Genomic DNA, 25599 nt, shown 5'->3' on the forward strand with positions numbered 1-25599 from the left:
GTTCGAGTACGCTCCGGGGCATGGGATGGAGCAACCCGGACGTCACCTGGCGGGAGTTGGAGGCCACGCTCTCGGGCCGTGTCGGCTCGAGCCTGCGCGGCGGCCCGGAGGCCGACGGCGGGGACTCGCCCGCCTGGTCCCGCAAGCGTGAGCCGTACGCGCCGCCCCCGCTCGAGCGCGCCGAGCCGACCGTCCCGTACGCGGAGCTGCACTGCCACTCCAACTTCAGCTTCCTCGACGGGGCGAGCCACCCAGAGGAACTGGTCGAACGGGCCCACCAGCTGGGGCTCGAGGCGATCGCCCTCACCGACCACGACGGCATGTACGGCGTGGTCCGCTTCGCTGAGGCCGCGCGCGAGCTGGGCGTGCGCACGGTCTTCGGTGCGGAGCTGAGTCTCGGGCTGGCCGCCCCGCAGAACGGCGTGCCGGACCCGGAGGGCAGTCATCTGCTGCTGCTCGCCCGCGGGCCGGAGGGGTACGGGGCGCTGTGCCGCACGATCAGCGCCGCGCAGTTGCGCGGGGCGGAGAAGGGCCGCCCCGTGTACGACCCGGCGGAGGTCGTCGAGGACACGCGCGGCCGCGTCGTCGCGCTCACCGGGTGCCGCAAGGGCACGGTGCAGCAGGCGCTCGCGGCGGGCGGGCCCGCCGCGGCCGCCGAGGCGCTGCGCGGAGTGGTCGAGCGGTTCGGCCGGGAGAACGTGGCCGTCGAGCTCACCCACCAGGCCCTGCCCACCGACACCGAGCGCAACGACGTGCTGGCCGCTCTGGCGGCCGAGGCCGGCGTCGCGGCCGTGGCCACCACGGCGGCGCACTACGCCACCGCCGACCGGTTCCCGCTGGCGTCGGCGCTGGCGGCGGTGCGCGCCCGGCGCAGCCTCGACGAGGCGGACCCCTGGCTGCCCGCGGCCGGCGGGGCGTACCTGCGCGGCGGCGCGGCCATGGCGGACCGTTTCGAGGGGCGGTACCCGGGCGCGGTGGCGCGGGCGGCGGAGCTGGGCCGGGAGCTGGCCTTCGAGCTGCAGCTGGTGGCACCCGACCTGCCGCCCTTCGACGTGCCGCCGGGGGAGACGGAGGCGACCTGGCTGCGGGCGCTGACCTGGCAGGGCGTCGCGAAGCGGTACGGCAGCCGTGCGGAGAACCGGTTCGCCGCGGACATGGTGGCGCACGAGCTGGCGATCATCGAGGCTAAGAACTTCCCCGGCTACTTCCTGATCGTGGCCGACATCGTGGCCTTCTGCCGCCGGGCCGGGATCCTCTGCCAGGGCCGGGGCTCGGCGGCGAACTCCGCGGTCTGCTACGCCCTGGGCATCACCAACGTCGACGCGGTGCGCCACGGCCTGCTCTTCGAGCGGTTCCTCTCCCCGGACCGGGACGGCTACCCGGACATCGACCTCGACATCGAGTCCGGCCGGCGCGAGGAGGTGATCCAGTACGTCTACCAGCGGTACGCGCGCACGCACGCGGCCCAGGTGTCCAACGTGATCACCTATCGGCCGCGGTCGGCGGTGCGGGACATGGCCAAGGCGCTGGGCTTCTCGCCCGGCCAGCAGGACGCGTGGAGCAAGCGGATCGAGCGCTGGACCGGGCTGGACACCGAGACCGTCCCGGAGGACCTGCCCGTGCCGGTACTGGCGCTGGCCGACCAGCTGCTCGGCTTCCCGCGGCACCTTGGGATCCACTCCGGTGGCATGGTCATCTGCGACCGGCCGGTGTCCGAGGTCGTGCCGGTGGAGTGGGCGCGGATGGAGGACCGGACCGTCGTCCAGTGGGACAAGGACGACTGCGCGGCCGCCGGGCTGGTCAAGTTCGACCTGCTCGGGCTGGGGATGCTCACCGCGCTGCACCTGATGATGGACCTGGTCGAGAAGCACGAGGGCCGGAAGGTCGAGCTGCACGAGCTCGGCGAGAGCGACCCGGCGGTCTACGAGATGCTCCAGCGGGCCGACTCGGTGGGCGTGTTCCAGGTCGAGTCCCGCGCGCAGATGGCCACACTGCCCCGGCTCAAGCCGCGCGAGTTCTACGACCTGGTCGTCGAGGTCGCGCTGATCCGGCCCGGTCCGATCCAGGGCGGGTCGGTGCACCCGTACATCCGCCGGCGCAACGGGCTCGAGACGTGGGAGTACGACCATCCACTGCTGGCGGGCGCGCTGGAGAAGACCCTCGGGGTGCCGCTGTTCCAGGAGCAGCTCATGCAGATCGCGGTCGACGTGGCGGGCTTCTCCGCCGCCGACGCGGACGAGCTGCGCCGCGCCATGGGATCCAAGCGCTCCACGGAGAAGATGGAGCGGCTGCGGGAGCGGTTCTTCGCGGGGATGGCGGCCCGGGAGATCCCGGCGGACGTCGCGGAGACGATCTTCCAGAAGATGCTGGCCTTCTCGAACTTCGGCTTCCCGGAGAGCCACTCGATCAGCTTCGCGTCGCTGGTCTACTACAGCTCCTGGTTCAAGCTCTACCACCCGGCGGCGTTCTGCGCGGCGCTGCTGAACTCCCAGCCGATGGGCTTCTACTCCCCGCAGTCCCTCGTCGCCGACGCCCGCCGGCACGGGGTGCGGGTCCGCGGGCCGGACGTGAACCTCGGCGGCGCGGCCGCGATCCTGGAGCCCGAGGAGGAGAGCGCCGGCGGCTGGGCGGTCCGCACCGGGCTGCGCGAGATCCGCACGGTCGGCACGGAGCTCGCCGAGGAGATCGAGGCGGAGCGGGAGCGCGGCGGCCCGTACCGGGATCTCGCCGACCTGGCCCGCCGCGTGCGGCTGACCGGGCCGCAGGCGGAGGCGCTCGCCACGGCGGGGGCGTTCGGCTGCTTCGGGATCGAGCGGCGGGCCGCACTGTGGGCGGCCGGGGTGGTCGCCGCGGTGCGTCCGGAGCACCTGCCGGGCAGCGCGGTCGGGCTCGCGGCGCCGGCGCTACCCGGGATGACGGAGGTGGAGGAGACCGTCGCGGACGTCTGGGCCACCGGTGTCTCCCCGGACAGCCACCCGCTGCAGCACCTGCGCGAGGAGCTCGACGGCCTGGGCGCGATCCGGATCGACCGGCTGGACGAGCTGGGCCGGAGGGCGGGGGCGGGGGAGCGGGCGAACCTGGCGGACCCGTTCGACCCGGCCCACCCGCCGCCCCGGGTGCTGGTCGGCGGGCTGGTCACGCACCGGCAGCGGCCCGCGACCGCCCGCGGGGTCACGTTCGTGAACCTGGAGGACGAGAGCGGGATGCTCAACGTCACCTGCTCGGAGGGGTTGTGGGCGCGGTACCGCACGGTGGCGCTGGGCAGCGCGGCGCTGCTGGTCCGCGGCCGGCTGGAGCGCAGCCCGGAGGGCGTGCTCAACCTGGTCGCGGACCGGTTGCAGCGGCTGCCGCTGAAGGTCGCGGTGAAGTCGCGGGACTTCCGGTGAGCGGGGCAGGCCCACCGGAAGTCCCGCGGGTGGGGGCGGGCTCAGCGCACCAGCGGCGATCCCATCGGCCGGGCCCGGCCGCCCAGCTCCTGCGTCATGCCGTCCACGAAGATGTAGACCGCGGTGAGGCAGAACAGCGCCGCGGTGATCCCCGCGACGGTGAGCAGGCCGGTCGAGCCGTTGAGCGTCGCCACGAGCACCAGCGCCACGGTGATCGTGACCAGGGCGAACAGCGTGGTGAAGGCCAGCGGCAGGCGCAGCGTGGCCAGGGTGAGCACCGCGAACACCGCGAGCCAGGCGATGAGGAAGGTCCCCTGGGCGGCGGAGGCGTTCTCCGCCGGGATCTTCAGCCAGTCGTTGACCAGCGAGAGCACGAGGTAGCCGTAGCTCAGCCAGAAGGTCGCGAACACGGTGAAGATCGCGCCGACCGCACCCTGCCCGATCCTGATGGCCCAGACGCCGGCCACGAGCAGGCCGAGTCCGGAGACCAGGAGCGTCATCGGCACGAGGGTGCCCACGGCGGCCGCGGGCAGGTAGCCGAACAGGTACAGCGTCAGGCCGATCCCGCCGACGAGGAAGGCGGGCAACCCGAGCAGGGCCGGGTTGCCGGTCGGCGCGGGTGGGGCCGCGGGCGCCGCGGGGCCGGCGGCGCCCGCGGGGTCGAGGGCGGGTTCGGAGAGTCCGTGGTCGGTGCTCATGTCACGCTCCAGACTGGTGGGGCATCCGGGCGCGGAGCGTCCAGCGGCGCGGGCGCGGAGTGTGCTCCGTCACACGTCATTGACGTCCACATCGGTCGGACGTGGTTTCTCAATCTGACACAACAGGCCGTTGACCTGCGGCGAAACGGCGAAACCCGCTGTGCGGGACACGGCCGGGACACGGCGGGGACACGGTCCGGACACGACGGTCGCGACGACGGGGCCCGGACTCCTCGGTGGGAGGCGTCCGAGCCCGGTCGCGCGGCGCGGGCGCGCCGGTGCGGCGCGCGTGTCCTGCGGTGGCTACTTGACCAGTGCGGTGCCCATCGGCAGCGCCCGGCCGCCCAGGTCCTGGGTGAAGCCGTCGAACAGGATGTAGGCGAAGATCGCGCAGAAGACCAGCGTGGTGATGCCCGCGATCGGGAAGAGGCCGGTGTTGCCGGTGCTCACGCCCAGGAACGCCAACACGAAGGTGATGTCCACGAACACGAAGCCCGCGGTGAAGGCCAGCGGCAGGCGCAGCGTCGCCAGCGTGAGCAGGATGAACACCAGGGTGAAGGAGAGCAGGTAGGTCCGCTGCACGCCGGCCACGGCCGCGGCGTCGGTCACGCCCCACCATCCGCTCGTGAGCCCGGTGAGCAGCAGGCCGAAGCTGAGCCAGAACGCGGAGAACACCCCGAAGATCGCCGCCACGGCGTTGGCCGCCACCCGGGCCGCCCACACCGAGGCGATCAGCAGGAAGAGCCCGGCGGAGAGCGAGACGATCGGGATCATGCCGCCGGGGAGGGTGGCGGTGTCCAGGTATCCCAGGAACCAGAGGCCGAGGGTGACGCCGGAGGGCAGGAAGGTGATCAGGCCCAGCAGGGCCGGGTTGGGCGCCGGGGCGGCGGCCGCCGGCGGTTCGGCAGCGGCATGCGCCCCCGCCTGCACGTCGCTTTCCACGCTCATGAAGTCGCTCCTCGTCGAGTGGGCCGGCAGGGGAGTCCGTGGACGCCGGCGAGGGGATTGTGCGCGGCGTCACAGCGGCGGCGGACCCTACGAACGGACGGAACACGACCTCGACCTTCGCGACGCGACGCGGAACCGGCAGGTCAGCTGACCCTCGGTGCGGGCCACGACGGGGTGAGGTGGGTTGCGCCGCAGCGACGGGGTGCGGTTGTGGCCCCGCTCGGGCCCGCAGGTCACCGGCGCGGATGCCGGCCCCCGAGCCCGGGGGCGTCGTCGCGCGGGCCGCCTCTGCGAGGATGGCGGCCGTGAGCGGCGGCGACCATCCCCGGGGCGACCTCCCGGGCGCCCCCCCGCCCGGCGACGAGCCGACCGCCCCGCTCCGCCGTCCCATGCCCGGGCCCCCGCCGTCCCGGTCCGGCCCCGCCCGGGTCGACCCGCTGTCGCCGTCCGTCCCGCCCCGCGGCGCCGCTCCGAGGAGCTCGCCGGGCACCGGCCCGGTCCGGCCGGCACCGCAGCCGGCCCCGGGCACCGGTCCCGGCCCGGCGACCCCGCTGCCGGCTCCGAGCCCCGCTGCACCGCCGGCCCCGGGCACGGGCCAGGTTCCCGAGGCGCCGTCACCCGCGGGCCCGGTCCCCGCTGCACCGTCACCCGCGGGCCCGGTTCCCGGAGCACCGTCACCCGCGGGCCCGCTCCCCGCGGCACCGCCGGCGGCCACGGGCCCGGTCCCGGCGGCAGCACCCCCGGCCGCCCACGAGCGCGGTGGCGTCCGTGGCTGGTTCGAGGTCCACGGTGCGCTGCTGTTGGTGCTGCTGATCGCGCTGACCGGCATGGTGCAGGTGCTCACCGAGCACTGGCGCCAGGGCTCGGCGCTGCTCGGCGGGTCGCTGCTGGTCGCGGCGGTGCTGCGCGGCGTACTGCCGCCACAACGCGCCGGGCTGCTGGCGATCCGCGGCCGGGTGGTCGACGTCATCTGCTACACCGGCTTCGGAATCGCCGTGCTCCTGCTCGCACTCACGATCACCCGGGGATCGCTGACCGTCGGCTAGGTTCGCCGCCATGTCCCGGGACCCGGACCGCAGCGAACGGATCGTCGACACCCTCGTCGACGCGTTCTCCGACCTCATGGCCGCCGACCCGGCGGCGTTCCGCATCAAGTTCCGCAAGATGGCGGCGGACCCGTTCGCGTTCTACCGCGGCAGCGCCTGCCTGTTCTACGCCGACGTCGCCGAGCGCGAGGACCCCTGGGCCGACGAGCGCACCGACCGCGTGTGGATCCAGGGCGACCTGCACGCCGAGAACTTCGGCACCTACATGGACGGCGACGGGCGGCTGATCTTCGACGTCAACGACTTCGACGAGGCCTACCTCGGCCACTTCACCTGGGACGTCACCCGGTTCGCGGCGAGCCTCGCCCTGCTCTGCTGGCGCAAGGCGATCCCCGACGACGACATCACCGCACTGGTCGGCCGCTACGCCCACGCCTACCTCGACCAGGTCCGCACCTTCACCGACGTCGACGACGACCGGAGCTTCTCGCTGCGTCTCGACACCTGCGACGGCCCCGTGCAGGAGGCGCTGCTGCGGGCGAAGCTCAGCACCCGCGTCGCGCTGCTGGACTCCGTCACCGAGACCGAGGGCTACGACCGGATCCTCCGGAACGGCCCGGGACTGCGTCGGCTCGACGACGGCGAACGCGAGCGGGTGTGCGACGCCTTCGAGCGCTACCTGGACACCATCCCCGAGTCCAAGCGCAACGCGGGCGTCACCTACACGATCAAGGACGTCGCGGGCAGGTCCGGTTTCGGGATCGGGTCCGCGGGCCTACCCGCCTACACGGTGCTGGTCGAGGGCTACAACCAGGCGTTGGACAACGACGTCGTGCTGTCGATGAAGCAGGGCAACGTCGCCGCGCCGTCCCGGGTGGTGCCGGATGCGGAGGTCGCCGCGGTGTTCCACCACCACGGCCACCGCACCGTGCTGTCGCAGCGGGCCCTGCAGGCCCACAGCGACCGGCACCTCGGCTGGACCGACCTCGACGACGTGGGCTTCGTCGTCAGCGAGGTCTCGCCCTACGAGGCCGACCTGGACTGGTCGGAGCTGACCGAACCCGACGAGATTGGCCCTGTCGTGGAGTATCTCGGCCGCGCCACGGCCAAGGTGCACTGCGTGGCGGACTCCGACGCCGACGACTCGATCGTCGACTTCCAGACCGAGGAGGCGATCACGCACGTGGTCGACGGCCGGGAGGAGGAGTTCGTCGGCTGGGTCACCGACTTCGCCCACTCCTACGCCGCACGTGTCCGCGAGGACCACGCACTGTTCGTCGACGCCTTCCGCGACGGACGCATCCCGGGCGTTACCAGCACCTGAACGCTCGGCCCGGAATGAACGAACGGCGCTCCCGCTCACTAGATATGAGCGAGAGTGCCGTTCGCGCGGGGGTCAGAACGAGGAAAGCGCCTCGTTCAGCGTCGACGACGGACGCATGACCGAGTCGGTCCTGCCCTTGTCGACGTAGTAGTAGCCGCCGAGGTCGACCGGCCGGCCCTGCACGCCGTTGAGCTCGCCGACGATGGTCTCCTCGGCCGCGGCCAGCTTCTCGGCCAGCGGCGCGAACACCGCGGCCAGCTCGGCGTCCTCGGTCTGCCGCGCCAGCTCCTGCGCCCAGTAGAGCGCGATGTAGAAGTGGCTGCCGCGGTTGTCCAGCTCGCCGACCTTGCGCGAGGGCGACTTGCCGGTCTCGAGCAGGGTGCCCGTGGCCGCGTCGAGCGCCTTGCCGAGCAGCCGGGCCCGCGGGTTGTCCGTGGCGTCGGCCAGGAACTCCAGCGAGACGGCGAGGGCGAGGAACTCGCCGAGGGAGTCCCACCGCAGGTGGTTCTCCTTCACGAGCTGCTGCACGTGCTTCGGGGCGGAGCCGCCGGCACCGGTCTCGAAGAGCCCGCCGCCGTTCATCAGCGGGACGATCGAGAGCATCTTCGCGCTGGTCCCGAGCTCGAGGATCGGGAAGAGGTCGGTGAGGTAGTCCCGCAGCACGTTGCCGGTGACCGAGATCGTGTCCTCGCCCGCCTTGGCCCGCTGGAGGGTGTAGCGGGTGGCCTCGGCGACCGGGAGGATCTCGATCGTCAGGCCGTCCGTGTCCAGCGTCTCCAGCTGGGCGCGAACCTTCTTGATCAGCTCGGCGTCGTGGGCGCGGGTCTCGTCCAGCCAGAACACCGCGGGCCAGCCGGTGGCGCGGGCCCGCCCGACGGCCAGCTCGACCCAGTTGCGGATCGGGGCGTCCTTGGTCTGGCAGGCGCGCCAGATGTCGCCCGCCTCGACCTCGTGCTCGAGCAGCACGGTGCCGTCGGCGTCGACGACGCGGACGGTGCCCGCCGTCTGGACCTCGAAGGTCTTGTCGTGCGAGCCGTACTCCTCGGCCTTCTGCGCCATCAGGCCCACGTTCGGGGTGGTGCCCATGGTCGTCGGGTCGAAGGCGCCGTGCTCCCGGCAGAACTCGACGGTCTCGGCGTAGAGCGGCGCGTAGGAGGAGTCCGGGATGACGAACTTGGTGTCCTGCTGGGCGTCGTCGGCGTTCCACATCTGGCCCGACGACCGGATCGCGGCCGGCATGGACGCGTCGATGATCACGTCCGACGGGACGTGCAGGTTGGTGATGCCGCGCGAGGAGTCGACCATCGCCAGCCGCGGCCCGGAGGAGTAGCCGGCGGTGATGGCGTCCTCGATCGCCTTCCTCTTGTCCGCGGGGAGCTTCTCCAGCGCGGTCAGGATGGAGGCGAGCCCGTCGTTGGGGTTCGCCCCGACCGAGGCCAGGTCCTCGCCGTACTGCGCGAAGACGTCCTTGAAGTAGGCCCGCACGGCGTGCCCGAACAGGATCGGGTCCGACACCTTCATCATCGTGGCCTTGAGGTGCACCGAGAACAGCACGCCCTGGTCGGCGGCGTCGGCGACCTGCTCGGCGAGGAAGGCGTTGAGCGCGGAGGCACTCATCACCGCGGCGTCGACGACCTCGCCCTCGAGGACCTTCAGGCCCTCCTTGAGCACGGTCCGCGTGCCGTCCGCGGCGGTGTGCTCGATCGTCAGGGTGGTCCCGGCGGGGATCGTCACGGACTTCTCGGAGTGCCGGAAGTCCCCGTCCGACATGGTCGCGACGTGCGACTTCGAGTCCTGCGACCAGGCGCCCATCGAGTGCGGGTGCTTCTTGGCGAAGTTCTTGACCGAGGCCGGGGCGCGCCGGTCGGAGTTGCCCTCGCGCAGCACCGGGTTGACCGCGGAGCCCTTGACGGCGTCGTAGGCGGCGCGGGCCGCCTCCTCCTCGTCCGTCTGCGGGTTCTCCGGGTAGTCCGGCACCGCGTAGCCGGCGGCCTGCAGCTCCTTGATCGCGGCCTTGAGCTGCGGGATCGACGCCGAGATGTTCGGCAGCTTGATGATGTTGGCCTCGGGCGTCCTGGCCAGCTCGCCCAGCTCGCCCAGCGCGTCCGGCACCCGCTGCTCGTCCGTCAGCCGGTCCGGGAACTGCGCGAGGATGCGGCCCGCCAGGGAGATGTCGCGGGTCTCGACGCCGATCCCGGCCTTGCCGGCGTAGGCCTCGATGACCGGCAGGAAGGAGTGCGTCGCCAGGGCCGGCGCCTCGTCCGTATAGGTGTAGATGACCTTCATCGCTGCTTCGCGCCTCGCAAACGTGTCGCCTGGTGGGCTCCGTACGACAGGAGCACGCCGCTCCCCGCCCGACACGCTATCCCGTACGCCTGTCCTGGTGCGTGCCGAGGTCCGTGCCGGGGTACCCGACGTCGCACGTCACACCCGCGGAATGTCGGCCTGCTCCGCTACGGTGAGCCCCAGGGTCGTCGCGGGGAGGGGTCATGGCGTTGGGGCCGAAGCTCAAGGTGCCCAAGCTGGAGGCGTCGTCCTTCAAGGGCTGGGCGTTCGTGCTGGTCGCCGGCACCCTCCTCGCGGTCATCGCGCTCGTCCTCCGCGGCACCGGCACCACCGGCGAGACCGGCTGCGTGATGGAGGTGCAGGGCAGCGCCCCGCTCGACGTCTACCGCAGCGCAAGCACCCAGTTCGAACCCGTCGACACCCTCCGTGCCGGCCAGCTGGTCGACGCGGAGCGCGGCGTGATCGAGAACGGCTTCCGCAAGCTCGTCGGCGACAACCGCTGGGCGGTCAACGAGCGGCTCGCGGCGACCGCGGGGAGCACGTGCTGACACCGGTCACGCATGAGGCGGGCCGCAGCGGGAAGCTGTAGTCGTGCCGACCGTCAGCTCCGTGAACGTCAACGGTGTGCGGGCCGCGTCGACGAAGGGGCTCCTGGAGTGGCTCGCCGCCACCGAGGCGGACGTCGTGTGCCTGCAGGAGACGCGCGCCCTGCCCGTCGACCTGCCCTCCGGGTTCCTCGCGGCCACCGCGGGATGGCACCTGACCCTCGAGCCGGCCGCCGCCAAGGGGCGCAACGGCGTGGCCGTGCTCAGCCGGGAGGCCCCCGTCGCCGTGCGGACCGGTATCGGCGCGGCGGAGTTCGCCGGGACGGGCCGCTACGTCGAGGTCGACCTCCCCGAGCTGACCGTCGCCTCGCTCTACCTGCCGAAGGGCAGCGCCGGCACGCCGAAGCAGGAGGAGAAGGACCTCTTCCTCGCCGCGCTCGCCACCCACCTCGCGGAGCGGCGGGAGAAGGCGCTGGCGGACGGCCGGGAGATGGTCGTGGCCGGGGACTTCAACATCGCCCCCGCCGAGGCGGACATCCGCAACTGGAAGGGCAACCTCGCGCACTCCGGGTTCCTCCCGCACGAGCGCGCGTGGATCGCGACCCTGTGCGCGAGTGGCTGGACGGACGTCGTCCGCGCCGTGCACCCGGGTGTCGACGGCCCCTACACCTGGTGGTCCTACCGCGGTCGCGCCTTCGACAACGACGCAGGCTGGCGCATCGACCACGTCCTCGCCACGTCCGGGCTCGCCGCCCGCGCCGAGCACGCCGTCGTCGAGCGTGCCCCGAGCTACGACACGCGCTGGTCCGACCACGCCCCCGTGACCGTCCGGTTCGGTCCGCCGTGATCCCGAGCCGACTGATCGGGGGGCGCTACGTCGTCCTCGACGGGCTGGGCCGGGGGCTGCTCGGCCAGGTCTGGCGTGCCGAGGACCGGCTGACCGGGCGCCTGCTCGCGGTGCAGGAGCTGCACGTCCCCGGCATGACCCCGGCGGAGCACGCGCAGTTCCGGGAGCGGCTCCTGCGGGAGGCCCGGCGCATCGGCGCGCTCGCCGACCCGGGGCTGCTGGCGGTGCACGACGTCCTGTCGGACTGCGGCATCGACCATGTGGTGACCGAGCTCGTCGTCGGGACCCGACTGTCCGAGCACGTCGCCTCCGGCGGCCCGCTCGCCGCGCACGACGCCGCTGACCTGGCCCGCGCGCTGCTCCGCACGCTTCGGGCCGCGCACCAGCGCCAGCTCGTGCACGGCGCCGTCCGGCCCGGGGCGGTCGTCCTCGGCGACGACGGCCGCATCGCCCTCGCCGACGTCGGCCTCGCCCGGGCCGCGGAGGAGGCCGGGGTGCCGGTGCACGAGCAGCTCGGCCCGCACGACGTCGTCGCACCGGAGCGGGCGGCGGGCGGCCCCGCGACCGCCGCCGCGGACATGTGGGGGCTGGGCGCCACGCTGGCCTACGCCGGGGCCACGGAGGAGCCGCTGTCGTCGCTGGTCGCGGCGCTGCGCACGGAGGACCCGGCGGCCCGCCCCACCGCGGACGAGGCGTTGGCGATGCTCGGCCGCAACGGCTCCTCCCGCGGGGGGACGAGCGGGAGGCCGTGGCGGAGGATCTGGGAGCGCCTCCGCCCCTGACCGCCCGCCGAACCCCGCGAGGCGGGAGGTCGTGCAGCGCGACTCGCGCTCTGGGCTTCGCGGAGTCGTCTTCTCAGGCGACGTCCGCGGGCGTGCCACCCGTGACCGCGACGAGCTCGGCGAAGGTCGTCGGGAAGACCGCGTGCGCGATGCCGCCGGCGGCCCAGACCTCCTCGTAGCCTTCGAGCGCACGGTCCACGAGCGTACGAACCGGAGCCGGATGCCCGACGGGTGCGATCCCGCCGATCGCCTGGCCCGTCGCCGCCGACACGAAGTCCGGCTTCGCCCGGCGTACCGCGGCGGCACCGATCAGCGCCGCGACCTTCGCCGTGTCGACCCGGTGCGCGCCGGACGTGAGGACCAGGAGCGGCCGGCCGTCGGCGTCGAACACCAGGGAGTTCGCGATCGCGCCGACCTCGACGCCGAGCGCCTCCGCAGCCGCGGCGGCGGTGGTGACCGCGTCGGGCAGCACCTGCATGCGTTCGACGTGCTCCTCCGCGGCGCCCCCCTCGCGCAGCGCCGCGATCACCTTTTGCACCTTGGGATGGTCCTGGGCGGGCATGGCGGCATTCCAGCACGTGCCGTTCGGACCGGGCATGCGGATTCGGAGTTCCCGACGCAGCCCTGCAGGACGTCGCACTCGCGGAAACCGAGAGCACGACCCGCGAAAGCTCAGGGCGCGCCTTGCGGGAGCTCGGAGCGCGCGACTTGCGGGAGCTGAGGGGCGCGCCTTGCGGGAGCTCGGAGCGCGACTCGCGGGAGCTCAGGGCGCGACTCGCGGGAGCTCAGGGCGCGGCTCGCGGAGGTATCGCGGAGGGTGTGCGGGCCGGGGCCGGGGTACTCGCTCTATTCCCGGGCCCTCCTATGACGATCTCGCCGGTCGACCGGGCGGTGGGCCCGGACATAGTGTGGGCGGATGGCCGAGATGCTCCCCGAGCCCGTGCCCGCCGACGTGCCGGAGATTCCCGCAGCCCCTGCCCAACCCGCCCCGTCGGAGTCCGCCGTCCGCCGCGCCCTGCGCCGGGCCCGGGACGGCGCCGTGCTCGACGTGACCGAGGCCGCGGTCCTCCTGGCCGCGCGCGGCGAGCAGCTCGACGCCCTCCTCGACGCCGCCTCGACCGTCCGCGACGCGGGCCTGGTCGACGCCGGCCGCCCCGGCGTCGTCACGTACTCCCGGAAGGTCTTCATCCCGCTGACGCGGCTGTGTCGGGACCGCTGCCACTACTGCACCTTCGCGACCGTGCCGCACCGGGTGCCCGCGGCGTTCCTGGAGCGCGACGAGGTGCTGGAGATCGCGCGGGCCGGCGCGGCGCAGGGCTGCAAGGAGGCCCTGTTCACGCTCGGGGACCGGCCCGAGGACCGCTGGCCGGCGGCCCGCGAGTGGCTCGACGAGCGCGGCTACGGCTCGACCCTGGACTACGTCCGGGCTTGCGCGATCGCGGTGCTCGAGGAGACCGGCCTGCTGCCGCACCTCAATCCCGGCGTGCTGTCGTGGGAGGAGCTCACGCGGCTCAAGCCGGTGGCCCCCTCCATGGGCATGATGCTCGAGACGACCGCGACCCGGCTGTGGTCGGAGAAGGGCGGCCCGCACTACGGCAGCCCGGACAAGGAGCCCGCGGTCCGGCTCCGCGCACTGACGGACGCCGGACGCGTGGGCGTGCCGTTCACGACCGGCATCCTGATCGGGATCGGGGAGACCCGGACCGAGCGCGCCGAGTCGATCTTCGCGATCCGCTCGGCGGCGCGGGCGCACGGGCACGTCCAGGAGGTGATCGTCCAGAACTTCCGGGCCAAGCCCGACACGGCGATGGCCAACGACCCCGACGCCGACCTTGAGGACCTCGCGGCGACCATCGCGGTCACCCGGCTGGTGCTGGGCCCGAAGATGCGCGTGCAGGCCCCGCCGAACCTGGTCGGCGAGGAGTTCGCGCTGATGCTGCGGGCCGGGATCGACGACTGGGGCGGCGTCTCGCCCGTCACGCCCGACCACGTGAACCCCGAGCGGCCCTGGCCCGTCATCGAGGAGCTCGCGGCCCGCTCGGCCGAGTCCGGCTTCACGCTGCGGGAGCGGCTCACCGCGTACCCGAAGTACGTGCTGGCGGGCTCACCGTGGATCGACACCAGGCTGCACGCGCACGTCGCGGCGCTCGCCGACCCGGAGACCGGGCTGGCGGACGAGCGGGCGGTCGTCGAGGGGCGGCCGTGGCAGGAGCCGGACGGCGGCTTCGAGTCCACCGGCCGCACCGACCTGCACAGCACCATCGACACCACCGGCCGCACGGGGGACCGGCGCGGCGACTTCGCCTCGGTCTACGGCGACTGGGACGAGCTGCGCGACGAGCTCGCGGCCCAGCGCTCCCGGGCTCCCGAGCGGCTGACCGGCGACGTCCGGGCCGGGCTGGACCTGGCCGCGTCGAACCCGGCGGCGCTGCTGGACCCGGCGAACGAGGCGGCCGCGATGGCCGTGCTGACCGCCGAGGGCCCGGCGCTCGGCGAGCTGGCCCGGTTGGCCGACGACGTCCGACGGCAGGTCAACGGCGACGAGGTCACCTACGTCGTCAACCGCAACATCAACTTCTCCAACGTCTGCTATGTCGGCTGCCGGTTCTGCGCCTTCGCCCAGCGGGAGCGCGACGCCGACGCCTACCGGCTCTCCCTGCCCGAGATCGCCTCCCGCGCGGTGGAGGCGGCGCGGGACGGGGCGACCGAGGTGTGCGTGCAGGGTGGGATCGACCCCCAGCTGCCCGTGACCTTCTACGCCGACCTGGTGCGCGCGGTGCGCGAGGCCGTGCCCGGGATGCACGTGCACGCCTTCTCGCCGATGGAGATCGTGTCGGCGGCGTCGAAGGCCGGCGTGTCGATCCGGGAGTGGCTCACCGAGCTGAAGGCCGCCGGGCTGGGCTCGATCCCCGGCACCGCGGCCGAGATCCTCGACGACGAGGTCCGCTGGGTCCTGACGAAGGGCAAGCTGCCCGCGGCGCAGTGGGTCGAGGTCGTGTCCACGGCGCACGAGCTGGGGATCCCGTCGTCGTCGACGATGATGTACGGGCACGTGGACGAGCCGCGGCACTGGCTGGGGCACCTGCGCACGCTGGCCTCGATCCAGGACCGCACGGGCGGGTTCACCGAGTTCGTCCCGCTGCCCTTCGTGCACCACAACGCGCCGATCTACCTGGCCGGGATCGCCCGGCCCGGGCCCACCGAGCGGGACAACCGGGCGGTCCACGCGTTCGCGCGGCTGGCCCTGCACGGCCGCATCGATCACGTGCAGTGCTCGTGGGTCAAGCTCGGCGACGATCTCGCCGCCGACATCCTCCGCGGCGGCGCGGACGACATGGGCGGCACGCTCATGGAGGAGACGATCTCCCGGATGGCCGGCTCGGAGAACGGCTCGGAGCGGTCGGTGGAGGAGCTGACGGCGATCGCTGCGGCCGCCGGGCGTCCGGTACGGCAGCGGAGCACCACCTACCGCGAGCCCGTCGCCCGGCTGACCCCGGCCGCCTCCGCCGGCCCGACCCTCCTGCCGCTCACCCCCGCCTGACGGCCGAAAGACCAGGCCACGCCGGGCGTGGCGCCAACCCCCCGGGTCGGGCGCCGCGCCCACCGATCGTGGAGCAGAGAGGTCGGGACTCGACCTTCCTGCTCCACGATCCGGGATCATGACGCGCCGTCGCCGGTCGGGGTGCTCCAGCCCCGTAGGAGCGGCTCCTGCACCACCAGCGCGGCGGGAGCCCGAAGATCACCGGTCGAGGAGCTGAACGGTCGGAAACCGGCTCGCCCGCTCCACGACGGGCGATCATGGCGCAGCGCGGCGATGCCGATGGCTTCCTGGCGCGTAGCCTGGCGGCATGGGCGTCCTCGGCGAGCTGTTCCCCGGTCCGAAGATCTCCGACGAAGCGGGCGAGTCCGGCACCGGCGAGACCTTCCGGCTGGGCCCGATCGACCTCGAGAACGGTGTGGTCCACGTCGTGCGGGCCGGCGGTGCGGAGGACGCGGGGACGGCCGTCGAGGGAGTGCCGACGGACACCGCCGCGGACGGCGACGGCGACTAGCCCCTACGAGGCCTCGGGCTCCGCGCGCGGTCGCGGGGGCTCGGCGGCCTCCGGCGGGGGGCCGACCTCCGGTGCCTCGTCGAGCAGCGGGGCCGAGTGGTCGGCGATCCGCACGGCGTTGCGCCCCGAATCCTTGGCCCGGTAGAGCGCGCGGTCGGCGAGGGCCATGGCCTGCTCGACGGTCGTACTGGGCGCGGCGGGCACCATCGTGCCGCCCACCGAGATGCTGAGGTTGCGGATCGAGAGCGGCCCGTCCGGCGTGTCGACCGGCACGACCAGCGTGGTCACCCGCTGCCGGATCCGCTCCGCGACGGCGTGCAGCTCGGCCGCCGCCCGCCCCGCCGGCAGCCCGGGCAGCAGGACCACGAACTCCTCGCCGCCGAAGCGGCCCACCAGGTCGTCCCCCCGGACCTCGGCGCGGACCGCGTCCGCCACCGCGGCGAGCACGCGGTCGCCGGCGAGGTGGCCGTGCGTGTCGTTGACCTTCTTGAAGTGGTCGAGGTCCAGCACGAGCATCGCCAGGCTGGTGCGCTCCCGCCGGGCGCGGATCATCGCCTCGCCGGCGCGTGCGTTCCAGGCCGTGGCCGTGAGCAGGCCGGTCTTGCCGTCCGTGGTCGCCGCGTCCGCCAGCTCGCGGAACATGACCGCCCGCTGCAGCACGAGGATCGGCACGAAGGCGAACAGCACGAACCACCAGGACACGGTGAGCGTGAGGGCGAGCATCGCGCCGAGGCAGAGGGTGGCGACCTCGACCGCGACGTCGTCGGGGTGGCCGAACAGGTCCGCCGGCTTGGCGTCCGGGTTGCTCGTGGCCACGGCCAGCGCGATGAGCAGCGAGTTCACCGCGGCGTAGACGAGCGTGGCGCACGCCAGCGCCGCCAGCCCCGCGACCCCCGCCGCCCAGCCCTCCGACCCGCCGGTTCGCTCGACGACCTCCCGTGCGGCGACCGCCGCCAGCAGCACGGTGGACGTGGTGAAGGTGTGCCGGAACAGCGGGAACCGCGCCGGCTTCCACACCCGGAACCACAGGTACGTGTAGATGACCGTGATCGTGGCCGTGGCCAGCGCGGCGGGGAGGAGCAGCGCCGCGGCGAAGGTCCAGATCGTGGACAGGTCGGTGTACGACTTCTCGCCGACACGGCGCCGGGCGCGCTCGACGCCGGTCGCCACCTCGGTGTGCACGATCCCCGACGCTGCCAGCACGAACGCGAGAACGGCGGAACCGACGCTAGGCCGAACGGTGGACCAGGACAGCGCGACCAGCACCAGTGCGGCAGTCTCCACCACGGCGAGCATCGCGATCACCCGGGTGGGCTGAGCCCACACGGCCCAACGGGTGATCCCGCACCTCCGTCGAGGTGACTGCGCCACGACTGAGTCTCCTGTCCAGCCAAACTGGTGATGTCGGACCTGAGCGTAGTCAGACGATCACTCGATCCGGATGCCCCGAAACGGTACCGAATCGCGTGTCTCGACTACTCTGGGTGACACACGCTGCGGGCTCCCCGTGCCCGGGCCGGACGGTGGCGCGCCGCGACCGGGCGTACCCGCCGTCGCCGGCGTTCGTTGCCCGCAGTGTCGGAGCGCACCGGCCGCCGCGGTCCGGACCGCCGGTCACCGGTTGATCGCCGGAGCCGCCGCGGTCGTTACCGCGGGTCGGTGCGTGGGGAGGAGGGCGCCGTGCGCGACCGCGCGAAGGACGACCCCGGACGACCCCGGCTGCCGCATTCCCCCTCGTCCCGGCCGAGCCCCGCCTCCGCGGGCCGCCGCCGCGGTGAACCGTCGCCCCCGCTCACCCGTGACCTCGGCAGGAGGGGGCCGACGCGTGGTCGGTCCGGTGAGAGCCTGCGTCCGAGCGCCCGTCCCCGCAACCCGAGGAGTGCCGATGCGCAATCGCGCCTGGTGAGCAAGAGCACACGAAACGTGCACGGACCGATCCGACGACGAGCCGAGGGAGCCCGCGATGCGCAACCGCGCCTGGTGAGCCACCGCCCCCGTCCGACCCGACCCGAGGAGCCCGCGATGCGCAACCGCGCCTGGTGAGTCCTGGAGAGCCGACCGGAACCCGACGAGCGACGAGGAGGCCTGAAGTGCGTAACCGCGCCTGGTGAGACCGGACAGCCGACCGAGATCCGACGAGCGACGAGGAGCCCGAGATGCGCAACCGCGCCTGGTGAGACGCCCAGCCCGACCGCGATCCGACGAGCGACGAGGAGCCCGAGATGCGCAACCGCGCCTGGTGAAACGCCCAGTCCTGACCGAGACCCGATTGGCGACGAGGAGGCCCGAAGTGCGTAACCGCGCCTGGTGAGACCCCCAGCCCGACCGCGATCCGACGAGCGACGAGGAGCCCGAGATGCGCAACCGCGCCTGGTGAGACGCCCAGCCCTGACCGAGATCCGACGAGCGACGAGGAGCCCGAGATGCGCAACCGCGCCTGGTGAGACGCCCAGCTCTGACCGAGACCCGACCAGCGACGAGGAGGCCCGAAGTGCGTAACCGCGCCTGGTGAGCGGCCAGTCCTGACCGAGACCCGATGAGCGACGAGGAGGCCCGAAGTGCGTAACCGCGCCTGGTGAGCCGGACAGCCCGACCGCGATCCGACGAGCGACGAGGAGCCCGAGATGCGCAACCGCGCCTGGTGAGACGCCCAGTCCTGACCGAGACCCGACGAGCGACGAGGAGCCCGAGATGCGCAACCGCGCCTGGTGAGACCACCCAGCCCCTGCAGAGCTGACGACCGACGAGGAGCCCGAGATGCGCAACCGCGCCTGGTGAGACCGGACAGACCCGACGACCGATGAGGAGGCCCCAAGTGCGCAACCGCGCCTGGTGACGCCCCGGACAGCCCTCGACAGAGCCCGACCGAGAGAGAGCCGCAGATGCGCAACCGCGCCTGGTGAGACCTGGACAGCCGAGACCGGACGACCGACGAGGAGGCCTGACATGCGCAACCGCGCCTGGTGACGCCCCGGACAGCCCCCGACAGAGCCCGACCGAGAGAGAGCCGCAGATGCGCAACCGCGCCTGGTGAGACCTGGACAGCCGAGACCGGACGACCGACGAGGAGCCCGACGTGCGCAACCGCGCCTGGTGACGCCCCGGACAGCCCCCGACAGAGCCCGACCGAGAGAGAGCCGCAGATGCGCAACCGCGCCTGGTGAAAACCGCACACCCGACCGACCGTCCGCGCCCGCTCCGCAGCGAGCCCGTCGAGACCCACGAACCTGCCGACCCGCGCCGCCCGCTCCCACTTCCGGGAGGCGCTCCGGGCCGGCTCCGCACCACCCGTCCGCGTGGATGGGGATGCGCGGTCCGACGTCGTGGAGCACGCTGAGGCGACCGGTCACCGCCGAACGACGACCGCCCGCCGAGTGAGCCGCTGGGACTCTCCGGCTCCGACCGGTGACGTTCAGTATCGATCTACGGGCCCGGTGCGCCGGGCGGTACGGACGGCCGTCACGGCGGGGGGATCGTGCGTCGGAGTGTCACGCGACCGAGCGTGTTCCGCAGTGGGGAGTTCCGTGCCCTCTGGGCGGCGGAGCTCGTGTCGATCTGCGGGGACCAGCTGGCGCGCGTCGCGTTCTCCGTCCTGGTCTACGGCCGGACCGGCTCCGCGGCCTGGGCCGCGGCCGTCTACGCGCTGACCTTCCTGCCGGCCCTGCTCGGCGGGGTGCTGCTCGGCTGGGTGGCCGACCGCTTCCGCCGCCGCGAGGTCATGGTGCTGGCCGACCTCGCCCGCGCGCTGCTCGTCGTGCCCCTGGCGATCCCCGGGATCCCGCTCGCGCTGCTCTGTCCGCTCCTGGTGCTGGTGGTGGTGCTGGCCTCGCCGCACACCGCGGCCCAGGGTGCCCTCCTGCCCGACGTGCTCGACTCCGAGGAGCTGCTCGAACGCGGCTTCGCCGTCCGGCAGATCACGAACCAGACCGCGCAGATCGCCGGGTTCGCCGTCGGCGGCGCACTGCTGGTGCTGATCAGCCCGAGCGTCGCGATCCTGCTGAACTCCGGGACCTTCCTGCTCTCGGCGCTGTTCGTGCGGTTCGGGGTGCGGCGGCGTCCCGCGCCCGTCTCGGTGGCCGACGGTGCCGGGCCCGCCGCGGTCTCGTGGCTCGCCGACATCCGCGAGGGGGCACGCACGGTCTTCGCGCACCCGCGGCTGCGCACGCTCGCCCTCGCCGTGTGGCTGGTGGGCGGCTACGTCGCGCCCGAGGCGCTGGCCGTCCCGCTGGCCGACGAGCTCGGTGCCGGGCCCTGGGCGGTCGGGCTGCTGATGGCGGCCGACCCGGCGGGCAGCGTGCTGGGCGCGCTCGTGGTCAGCCGGTGGGTGCCCGAACGCCTGCGGGAGCGGGTGATCCTTCCGTGCACCGCCCTGGCCGGGGTGCCTCTGGTGGCGTCGATGTTCGTGCCGCACGTGGCGGCGGTCGTGGTGCTGTGGGGGATCACGGGGGCGCTGTGCACCGCAGCGCTGGTGCCGGCCCAGGCCGTCTTCGTGCGCCGCACGCCGGACGAGATGCGTGGCCGGGCGACGGGCCTCGCGGCATCGGGCCTGATCGCGGCGCAGGGGCTGGCGATCCTGGTCTGCGGGCTGTTCGCCGAGCGGTGGGGCGCGCCCCTGGCCGTCGGGATCTGCGGGGCGGCGGGTGCAGTGCTCGCCTTCGCTCTCATGGTCACGCGGGGGGCGCGCGCCGAGGGCGCACTCCACCGGGTGCGCGCGGTGCAGGAAGGCTAGGCCCCCCGACGCCCGGGGGTGCGGGCCGCCGGGGCCCGCACCCCACACGGTCGTTCACCAAGAGCGGTTGCGCTTCACGGTGATCTCCCCTGGGCGTGGCGTCGAGCGCCCTCGATTCTCGGCCCGGGCGTGCTCCACCCGCGGGTGAAAAACTGCGACCGCACTGTCGCTCAGCGTGTGTCTCCGCAGGTGGTAGTTGGTCCGTCAGGGTCGGTTGCACCTGTCACCGGCTCGTCGGCGGGCGACCGGAAGGCCCTGCGGCGGCCACTCCGCCTCACTCGACCCCTGGTCGTCGGGCTCCCGTCGGGCGGGAGTCCGCATCTCGATCGACGGCGCCAGGACGACGCCGATTGGCCACCGGGACCGTGCTGTCCACGGACGTCGTCCCCGGTGGCGGGCGAAACGGCGTCGACGGCGGTTGAGAGACTGGTCCCATGACCGGGACCGACACGACCGCGCGACGTCCCCGGGTGCTCTCCGGGATCCAGCCGACCGCCGACTCCTTCCACCTCGGGAACTACCTCGGCGCCGTGCGGCAGTGGGTCGCCCTGCAGGAGGACCACGACGCGTTCTACTTCATCCCGGACCTGCACGCGATCACCGTCGACCACGACCCGGCGACGCTGGCCGCGCGCACCCGCAACGCCGCCGCGCAGCTGCTCGCGCTGGGTCTGGACCCGGACCGCTGCACGATCTTCGTGCAGTCCCACCTGCCCCAGCACTCCCAGCTGACGTGGGTCCTCGACTGCTACACCGGGTTCGGCGAGGCCTCCCGGATGACGCAGTTCAAGGACAAGGCCGCGAAGCAGGGTGCGGACCGGGCCACCGTCGGGCTGTTCAGCTACCCGGTCTTGATGGCCGCGGACATCCTGCTCTACCAGGCCGACCGCGTCCCGGTGGGCGAGGACCAGCGCCAGCACCTGGAGCTGACCCGTAACCTCGCGCAGCGCTTCAACCAGCGCTTCGGCGCGACGTTCACGGTGCCGGAGCCGTTCATCCCGGCGGGCGCGGCGAAGATCCAGGACCTGCAGGACCCGACGGTGAAGATGAGCAAGTCGGCGTCGACGCCCGGCGGCATCGTCGAGCTGCTCGACGACCCGAAGCGGATCGCCAAGAAGATCCGCTCGGCCGTCACGGACAACGAGCGCGAGATCCGCTACGACCCGGAGGCGAAGCCGGGGATCGCGAACCTGCTGACCATCTACTCGGCGCTCACCGACCGCAAGATCGCCGAGATCGAGGCCGAGTACGCGGGCAGGGGGTACGGCGACCTGAAGAAGGACCTGGCGGAGGTCGTGGCGGATTTCGTTGCTCCGCTGCGCGAACGGGTACAGGGATACCTGGGGGACCCGGCCGAGCTCGATCGGGTGCTCGCCCGCGGAGCCACCCGGGCGGGTGAGGTCGCCGGCGCGACGCTGGCGACCGTCCACGAGAGGATCGGGTTCCTGCCGCCGACGAGCTGATGGGGTGAGGGCGTGGCCGGGCCGACGACGGACGAGAAGGACCCCGAGAAGGACGCCAAGGGCGCCGACGACGGTCCGAGCGCGATCGAGAAGGCCCGGCAGCGTATGCCCTGGCTGGACCACGTCATGCGTGCGGGCACGCGCTACACGGACCGCCACGGCGACCACTACGCCGCGGCCATCACCTACTTCAGCGTGCTGGCGCTGGTGCCGATCCTGATGGTCGCGTTCGCGATCGCCGGGTTCGTGCTCCAGAGCCAGCCCGAGCTGCTGCAGCAGATCCAGGACGGCATCACCCAGCAGGTCCCCGGCCAGCTCGGTGACACGATCAACCAGGTCATCGACCAGGCGATCAGCTCGGCGGGCGCGGTCGGGATCCTCGGCCTCATCGGCGCGCTCTACTCCGGCATCGGCTGGATGGGCAACCTGCGCGAGGCGCTGTCCGAGCAGTGGGCGCAGCCGCCGGAGACGCCCAACGTCGTCAAGAAGACGCTGTTCGACCTCGTCGCCCTCGTCGGCCTCGGGCTGGCGCTGGTGCTCTCCTTCGCGATCTCGGCGGTGGGCAGCGCCTTCGGCCGTCTGCTGCTGGACCTCGTGGGTCTCGGCGGCCAGGGCTGGGCGCGGTTCCTGCTCGGGGTGTTCACCGTGCTCCTCGGCCTGGCCGCGAACTGGCTGGTCTTCCTCTGGGTGATCGCGCGGCTGCCGCGCGCCCCGGTCGCCGTGAAGAGCGCGATGCGGGCGGCGGTGATCGGGGCGGTCGGCTTCGAGGTGCTCAAGCAGGTCATGACGATCTACCTGTCGTCGGTCACCCAGTCGCCCGCCGGCGTCGCGTTCGGTCCGATCATCGGTCTGCTGGTGTTCGCCTTCTTCACCTCGCGGTTCATCCTGTTCGTGACCGCCTGGGCGGCCACGGCCAAGGAGAACGAGCAGGAGGAGCCGGTCGAGGTGCCGGCGCCCGCGGTCATCCGGCCCGAGGTCGTCGTCCGCTCCGGTCCCAGCCCCGCCGCCGCGGCGGGCCTGCTCGGCGCCGGCGCGGTCACCGCCGTCACCGGGCTCCTGGGCCTGCGCGCCCTGCGTCCCCGCCGCTGACCCCGTGAGCGCCCACTCCCAGTAGGCGCTCGGTGAGCCACCGGAACGTGCCCGGGTCAGGATCGGCGACGGCGGACGACGACGAGCCCCGTGCCGGCGACTCCCAGGACCGCCAGCACCCCTGCCGCGGCGACCCACGGCAGCAGCGGGTGCGCCGGGGGCGCGGGGGCGATCGCCACGGGCGAGGGGACGGGAGCGGGCGCGGGCCGCGGCTCGACGGGGCGGGAGTCGACGAGGGTGCCGACGGACGCCGTCGCGGGCATCCCGAAGCCGTAGTCGAGCAACGCCCCGGCCTGGGCGACCATCCGCACCGGCCGCTGCTCCCCGCGGACCATCGCGACCACGAGCCGGCGCCCGTTCCGCTCGGCGGCACCGACGAAGGTGTGCCGGGCGGCGTCGGTGAACCCCGTCTTGCCCGCGAAGGCCCCCGGGTAGGTGTGGAGCAGCGGGTCGTCGTTGGACAGGGCGAAGCCGGGGCGGTCGGCGAAACCCGGGAACGGCACGGTCGGCGCCGCGAGCGTCTCCCGGACCAGCGGGTCCCGCAACGCCACCCGGAACAGGACGGCCAGGTCGTAGGCCGAGCTGGACATGCCCGGCCCGTCGAGGCCCGACGGCGTGGCGGGGCGGGTGTCGAGCGCCCCGAGCTGTTCGGCGCGGGCCTGCATCGCCTGCAGGGTCGCCGGAACGCCGCCCATCGTGCGGGCCAGGGCCATCGCGGTGTCGTTGCCCGAGTTGAGCAGGAGCCCGGCCAGGAGCTGCCGCACGCTGTAGTGGCCGCCCGGGCCGATGCCGGCCTTGCTGCCGTCGACCTGCACGTCCTCGGGCACGACGACGACGTCGGCGTCCGGGTCGAGCTGCGCCCGCACCACCAGCGTGGTCAGGATCTTCAGCGTCGACGCGGGCCGTTGCCGCCCGTGCGGGTCGTGCGCGGCGAGGACGGTGCCGGAGTCGAGGTCGGCGACCACCCAGCCGACGGCGCTGACCGCGGGGGGCGGTGCGGCGCCGTCGGGCAGGACGTCCCCGCAGGCGCCGAGCCGCGGGCCGCCCACCGGCAGCGGGGGGACCGCCACCGGCACGACCGCGACCGTCTCCTCGTGGGCCGGTGGGCCGGACGGGGCCTCGTGACCCGGGCAGACACCGGCGGGCGCCGGTGCGGCGAGTGCGGGCGGAGTCGCGGGGCCGGTGGGGATCGCGACCGACGGCCCGGACGCGGCGACGGCAGGGGTGGTGGCGGAGACCGTGGCGAGAGCGGCGGTGGCCGGGCTCGTGGTGAGGGGCAGGGTCACGATCGCGGCGACCAGCGCACCGACCGTCGCCCGCACCCACCGGCCCACCAGGAGACTTTATGGCGCGTACGCGCGCCCGCCCATCCGCCGTTCGCGCGGCGCCGCCGCCCGTGAGCGGGATGTGGGGCCGGAACGCCACTCCCCGCGCACGGGTGCGTCGGCGTTCAGACCGCGGACCTCTCGAGCGTCGCCTTCATCCGCTCGAGGGTGCGCTCCATGCCGTCGACCATCATCGTCTCGCGGTCGCGACCGAGCAGGCCCGTGGCGGCGAACAGCTTCGCCGGGACCGCGAGGGCACCGGTGCGCTCGCGCCACTCGGTGAGCCGGGTGCCGCCCTCGACCGGCTCGATCCGGAAGCCCCAGGTCATCGCGCTCTCCAGCACCGAGAAGGCGAACGCCACGCCGGGCACGCTCTCGGTGACGCGGCAGTGCGTGCGCCAGCGGACCCGCCCACGCCGGTTGAAGCCCACGAAGCGCGCCCCGACCGTGGGGCCCGTCGCGCCGCCGCGCCAGGCCCCGCCGGTGCACTCCGGGCTCCACTCGCCCATGCGCGTGATGTCGCTGACCAGGGCCCACACCTCGTCCGGGGTCGCGTCCACCACGACGCTCGTCTCGTCCACGATCACATCCTGCACGGGGTCCGGCAGGATCGATCGGGTGACCACGGGTGATCGGAATCGCGACCGGGATCAGGACTGGGACCGGCTGCGCAGCGCCGCGGTCGAGGCCGCGGCCGCGGCGTACGCGCCCTACTCCGGCCTGCACGTCGGCGCCGCCGCCCTGTGCGACGACGGCCGGCTCGTGACCGGCTGCAACGTCGAGAACGCCTCCTACGGCCTGACCCTCTGCGCCGAGTGCACCCTCGCCGGGCAGCTGCGGATCACCGGCGGCGGCCGCTTCGTGGCGGTCGCGGTCCGGTCGGGCACCGGCGAGCTGCTCATGCCCTGTGGTCGCTGCCGCCAGCTGCTGTTCGAACTGGGCGGGCCGGACTGCGCGCTCGACACCCCGCGCGGCGTCCGGACCCTCGCCGAGGTCCTGCCCGACGCATTCACACTGTGAGCGCCGACTGCCGCGAGAAGGGCAGATGTCGCTCACGACCCCGTCCGACCTGGGAGGAC

Annotated in this window: 19 protein-coding genes; 12 read left to right on the forward strand and 7 right to left on the reverse strand. The window is 73.5% G+C overall.

Features of this window, described 5'->3' with window-relative positions:
* Window positions 1-20 precede the first annotated feature (20 nt).
* Window positions 21-3386, forward strand: coding sequence for an error-prone DNA polymerase (locus tag ABD990_RS30065; RefSeq protein ID WP_345384161.1), 3366 nt, complete (start codon window positions 21-23; stop codon window positions 3384-3386).
* 41 nt (window positions 3387-3427) lie between these two features.
* Here the strand turns inward: ABD990_RS30065 and ABD990_RS30070 are convergent, their stop codons facing one another.
* On the reverse strand, window positions 3428-4084 hold the full coding sequence (locus ABD990_RS30070; RefSeq protein ID WP_345384162.1) for a GPR1/FUN34/YaaH family transporter: 657 nt from the start codon (window positions 4082-4084) through the stop codon (window positions 3428-3430).
* Window positions 4085-4387: 303 nt separating this feature from the next.
* Window positions 4388-5032, reverse strand: a complete 645-nt coding sequence (locus ABD990_RS30075) for a GPR1/FUN34/YaaH family transporter (protein WP_345384163.1) — start codon at window positions 5030-5032, stop codon at window positions 4388-4390.
* An 803-nt stretch (window positions 5033-5835) separates the two neighbouring features.
* Here ABD990_RS30075 and ABD990_RS30080 point away from each other — a divergent pair.
* Window positions 5836-6078, forward strand: coding sequence for a DUF3017 domain-containing protein (locus ABD990_RS30080; protein ID WP_345384193.1), 243 nt, complete (start codon window positions 5836-5838; stop codon window positions 6076-6078).
* 10 nt (window positions 6079-6088) lie between these two features.
* Window positions 6089-7402 (forward strand): DUF2252 domain-containing protein, encoded by a 1314-nt coding sequence (locus ABD990_RS30085; RefSeq protein ID WP_345384164.1) that lies wholly within the window; start codon window positions 6089-6091, stop codon window positions 7400-7402.
* Window positions 7403-7474: 72 nt separating this feature from the next.
* On the opposite strand, the gene ABD990_RS30090 is transcribed toward ABD990_RS30085, so the two are convergent.
* Window positions 7475-9688 carry an NADP-dependent isocitrate dehydrogenase gene (locus ABD990_RS30090; protein WP_345384165.1) on the reverse strand — a complete coding sequence of 738 codons (2214 nt, stop codon included), beginning with the start codon at window positions 9686-9688 and terminating at the stop codon, window positions 7475-7477.
* A gap of 203 nt (window positions 9689-9891) precedes the next feature.
* Between ABD990_RS30090 and ABD990_RS30095 the strand changes: the two genes are divergently transcribed.
* The 3 genes from ABD990_RS30095 to ABD990_RS30105 are packed head-to-tail and all read left to right on the forward strand — an operon-like array spanning window position 9892 to window position 11862.
* The gene (locus tag ABD990_RS30095) at window positions 9892-10236 is read left to right on the forward strand and encodes a hypothetical protein (RefSeq protein ID WP_345384166.1); all 345 of its coding nucleotides are present in this window, start codon (window positions 9892-9894) and stop codon (window positions 10234-10236) included.
* Between the two features lie 43 nt (window positions 10237-10279).
* Complete coding sequence (locus ABD990_RS30100; protein ID WP_345384167.1) at window positions 10280-11080, forward strand: exodeoxyribonuclease III; 801 nt, start codon at window positions 10280-10282, stop codon at window positions 11078-11080.
* Entirely contained in the window at window positions 11077-11862 is a 786-nt protein-coding gene (locus ABD990_RS30105) for a protein kinase domain-containing protein (protein ID WP_345384168.1), read from the forward strand. The genes ABD990_RS30100 and ABD990_RS30105 overlap by 4 nt, the downstream gene beginning before the upstream one ends.
* 73 nt (window positions 11863-11935) lie before the next feature.
* On the opposite strand, the gene ABD990_RS30110 is transcribed toward ABD990_RS30105, so the two are convergent.
* Window positions 11936-12424: a YbaK/EbsC family protein gene (locus tag ABD990_RS30110; protein ID WP_345384169.1), complete on the reverse strand. Its 489-nt coding sequence runs from the start codon at window positions 12422-12424 to the stop codon at window positions 11936-11938.
* A 354-nt stretch (window positions 12425-12778) separates the two neighbouring features.
* Here ABD990_RS30110 and ABD990_RS30115 point away from each other — a divergent pair, with 354 nt between their 5' ends.
* Together ABD990_RS30115 and ABD990_RS30120 are read left to right on the forward strand one after the other, a co-directional pair.
* The gene (locus ABD990_RS30115) at window positions 12779-15403 is read left to right on the forward strand and encodes a bifunctional FO biosynthesis protein CofGH (protein WP_425569692.1); all 2625 of its coding nucleotides are present in this window, start codon (window positions 12779-12781) and stop codon (window positions 15401-15403) included.
* Window positions 15404-15710: 307 nt separating this feature from the next.
* Window positions 15711-15914, forward strand: a complete 204-nt coding sequence (locus ABD990_RS30120) for a hypothetical protein (protein WP_345384170.1) — start codon at window positions 15711-15713, stop codon at window positions 15912-15914.
* A gap of 3 nt (window positions 15915-15917) precedes the next feature.
* On the opposite strand, the gene ABD990_RS30125 is transcribed toward ABD990_RS30120, so the two are convergent.
* Window positions 15918-17240: a sensor domain-containing diguanylate cyclase gene (locus ABD990_RS30125; protein WP_345384171.1), complete on the reverse strand. Its 1323-nt coding sequence runs from the start codon at window positions 17238-17240 to the stop codon at window positions 15918-15920.
* A 2176-nt stretch (window positions 17241-19416) separates the two neighbouring features.
* On the opposite strand from ABD990_RS30125, the gene ABD990_RS30130 reads away from it, so the two are divergent.
* The 3 genes from ABD990_RS30130 (at window position 19417) to yhjD (ending at window position 23195) form a co-directional block, all read left to right on the forward strand.
* Window positions 19417-20643, forward strand: coding sequence for an MFS transporter (locus ABD990_RS30130; RefSeq protein ID WP_345384172.1), 1227 nt, complete (start codon window positions 19417-19419; stop codon window positions 20641-20643).
* A 434-nt stretch (window positions 20644-21077) separates the two neighbouring features.
* Complete coding sequence (trpS, locus tag ABD990_RS30135) at window positions 21078-22106, forward strand: tryptophan--tRNA ligase (protein WP_345384173.1); 1029 nt, start codon at window positions 21078-21080, stop codon at window positions 22104-22106.
* 12 nt (window positions 22107-22118) lie between these two features.
* Window positions 22119-23195: an inner membrane protein YhjD gene (gene yhjD, locus ABD990_RS30140; protein WP_345384174.1), complete on the forward strand. Its 1077-nt coding sequence runs from the start codon at window positions 22119-22121 to the stop codon at window positions 23193-23195.
* Window positions 23196-23251: 56 nt separating this feature from the next.
* On the opposite strand, the gene ABD990_RS30145 is transcribed toward yhjD, so the two are convergent.
* Both ABD990_RS30145 and ABD990_RS30150 read right to left on the reverse strand, forming a co-directional pair.
* Window positions 23252-24529 (reverse strand): D-alanyl-D-alanine carboxypeptidase family protein, encoded by a 1278-nt coding sequence (locus ABD990_RS30145; protein ID WP_345384175.1) that lies wholly within the window; start codon window positions 24527-24529, stop codon window positions 23252-23254.
* Window positions 24530-24645: 116 nt separating this feature from the next.
* Window positions 24646-25101 carry an SRPBCC family protein gene (locus ABD990_RS30150; RefSeq protein WP_345384176.1) on the reverse strand — a complete coding sequence of 152 codons (456 nt, stop codon included), beginning with the start codon at window positions 25099-25101 and terminating at the stop codon, window positions 24646-24648.
* A gap of 37 nt (window positions 25102-25138) precedes the next feature.
* On the opposite strand from ABD990_RS30150, the gene ABD990_RS30155 reads away from it, so the two are divergent.
* Window positions 25139-25540, forward strand: a complete 402-nt coding sequence (locus ABD990_RS30155; protein WP_345384177.1) for a cytidine deaminase — start codon at window positions 25139-25141, stop codon at window positions 25538-25540.
* Window positions 25541-25599: the final 59 nt, after the last annotated feature.

Origin of the sequence: Pseudonocardia yuanmonensis, from assembly GCF_039542425.1 — a bacterium.
Lineage (GTDB): Bacteria > Actinomycetota > Actinomycetes > Mycobacteriales > Pseudonocardiaceae > Pseudonocardia > Pseudonocardia yuanmonensis.

Excerpts from the sequence above, each read along its gene's own strand:
- ABD990_RS30065 (WP_345384161.1), top strand. The coding sequence starts at position 21 with ATGGGATGGAGCAACCCGGACGTCACCTGGCGGGAGTTGGAGGCCACG.
- ABD990_RS30070 (WP_345384162.1), bottom strand. The coding sequence starts at position 4,084 with ATGAGCACCGACCACGGACTCTCCGAACCCGCCCTCGACCCCGCGGGC.
- ABD990_RS30075 (WP_345384163.1), bottom strand. The coding sequence starts at position 5,032 with ATGAGCGTGGAAAGCGACGTGCAGGCGGGGGCGCATGCCGCTGCCGAA.
- ABD990_RS30085 (WP_345384164.1), top strand. The coding sequence starts at position 6,089 with ATGTCCCGGGACCCGGACCGCAGCGAACGGATCGTCGACACCCTCGTC.
- ABD990_RS30090 (WP_345384165.1), bottom strand. The coding sequence starts at position 9,688 with ATGAAGGTCATCTACACCTATACGGACGAGGCGCCGGCCCTGGCGACG.
- ABD990_RS30095 (WP_345384166.1), top strand. The coding sequence starts at position 9,892 with ATGGCGTTGGGGCCGAAGCTCAAGGTGCCCAAGCTGGAGGCGTCGTCC.
- ABD990_RS30110 (WP_345384169.1), bottom strand. The coding sequence starts at position 12,424 with ATGCCCGCCCAGGACCATCCCAAGGTGCAAAAGGTGATCGCGGCGCTG.
- ABD990_RS30115 (WP_425569692.1), top strand. The coding sequence starts at position 12,779 with ATGGCCGAGATGCTCCCCGAGCCCGTGCCCGCCGACGTGCCGGAGATT.
- ABD990_RS30120 (WP_345384170.1), top strand. The coding sequence starts at position 15,711 with ATGGGCGTCCTCGGCGAGCTGTTCCCCGGTCCGAAGATCTCCGACGAA.
- trpS (WP_345384173.1), top strand. The coding sequence starts at position 21,078 with ATGACCGGGACCGACACGACCGCGCGACGTCCCCGGGTGCTCTCCGGG.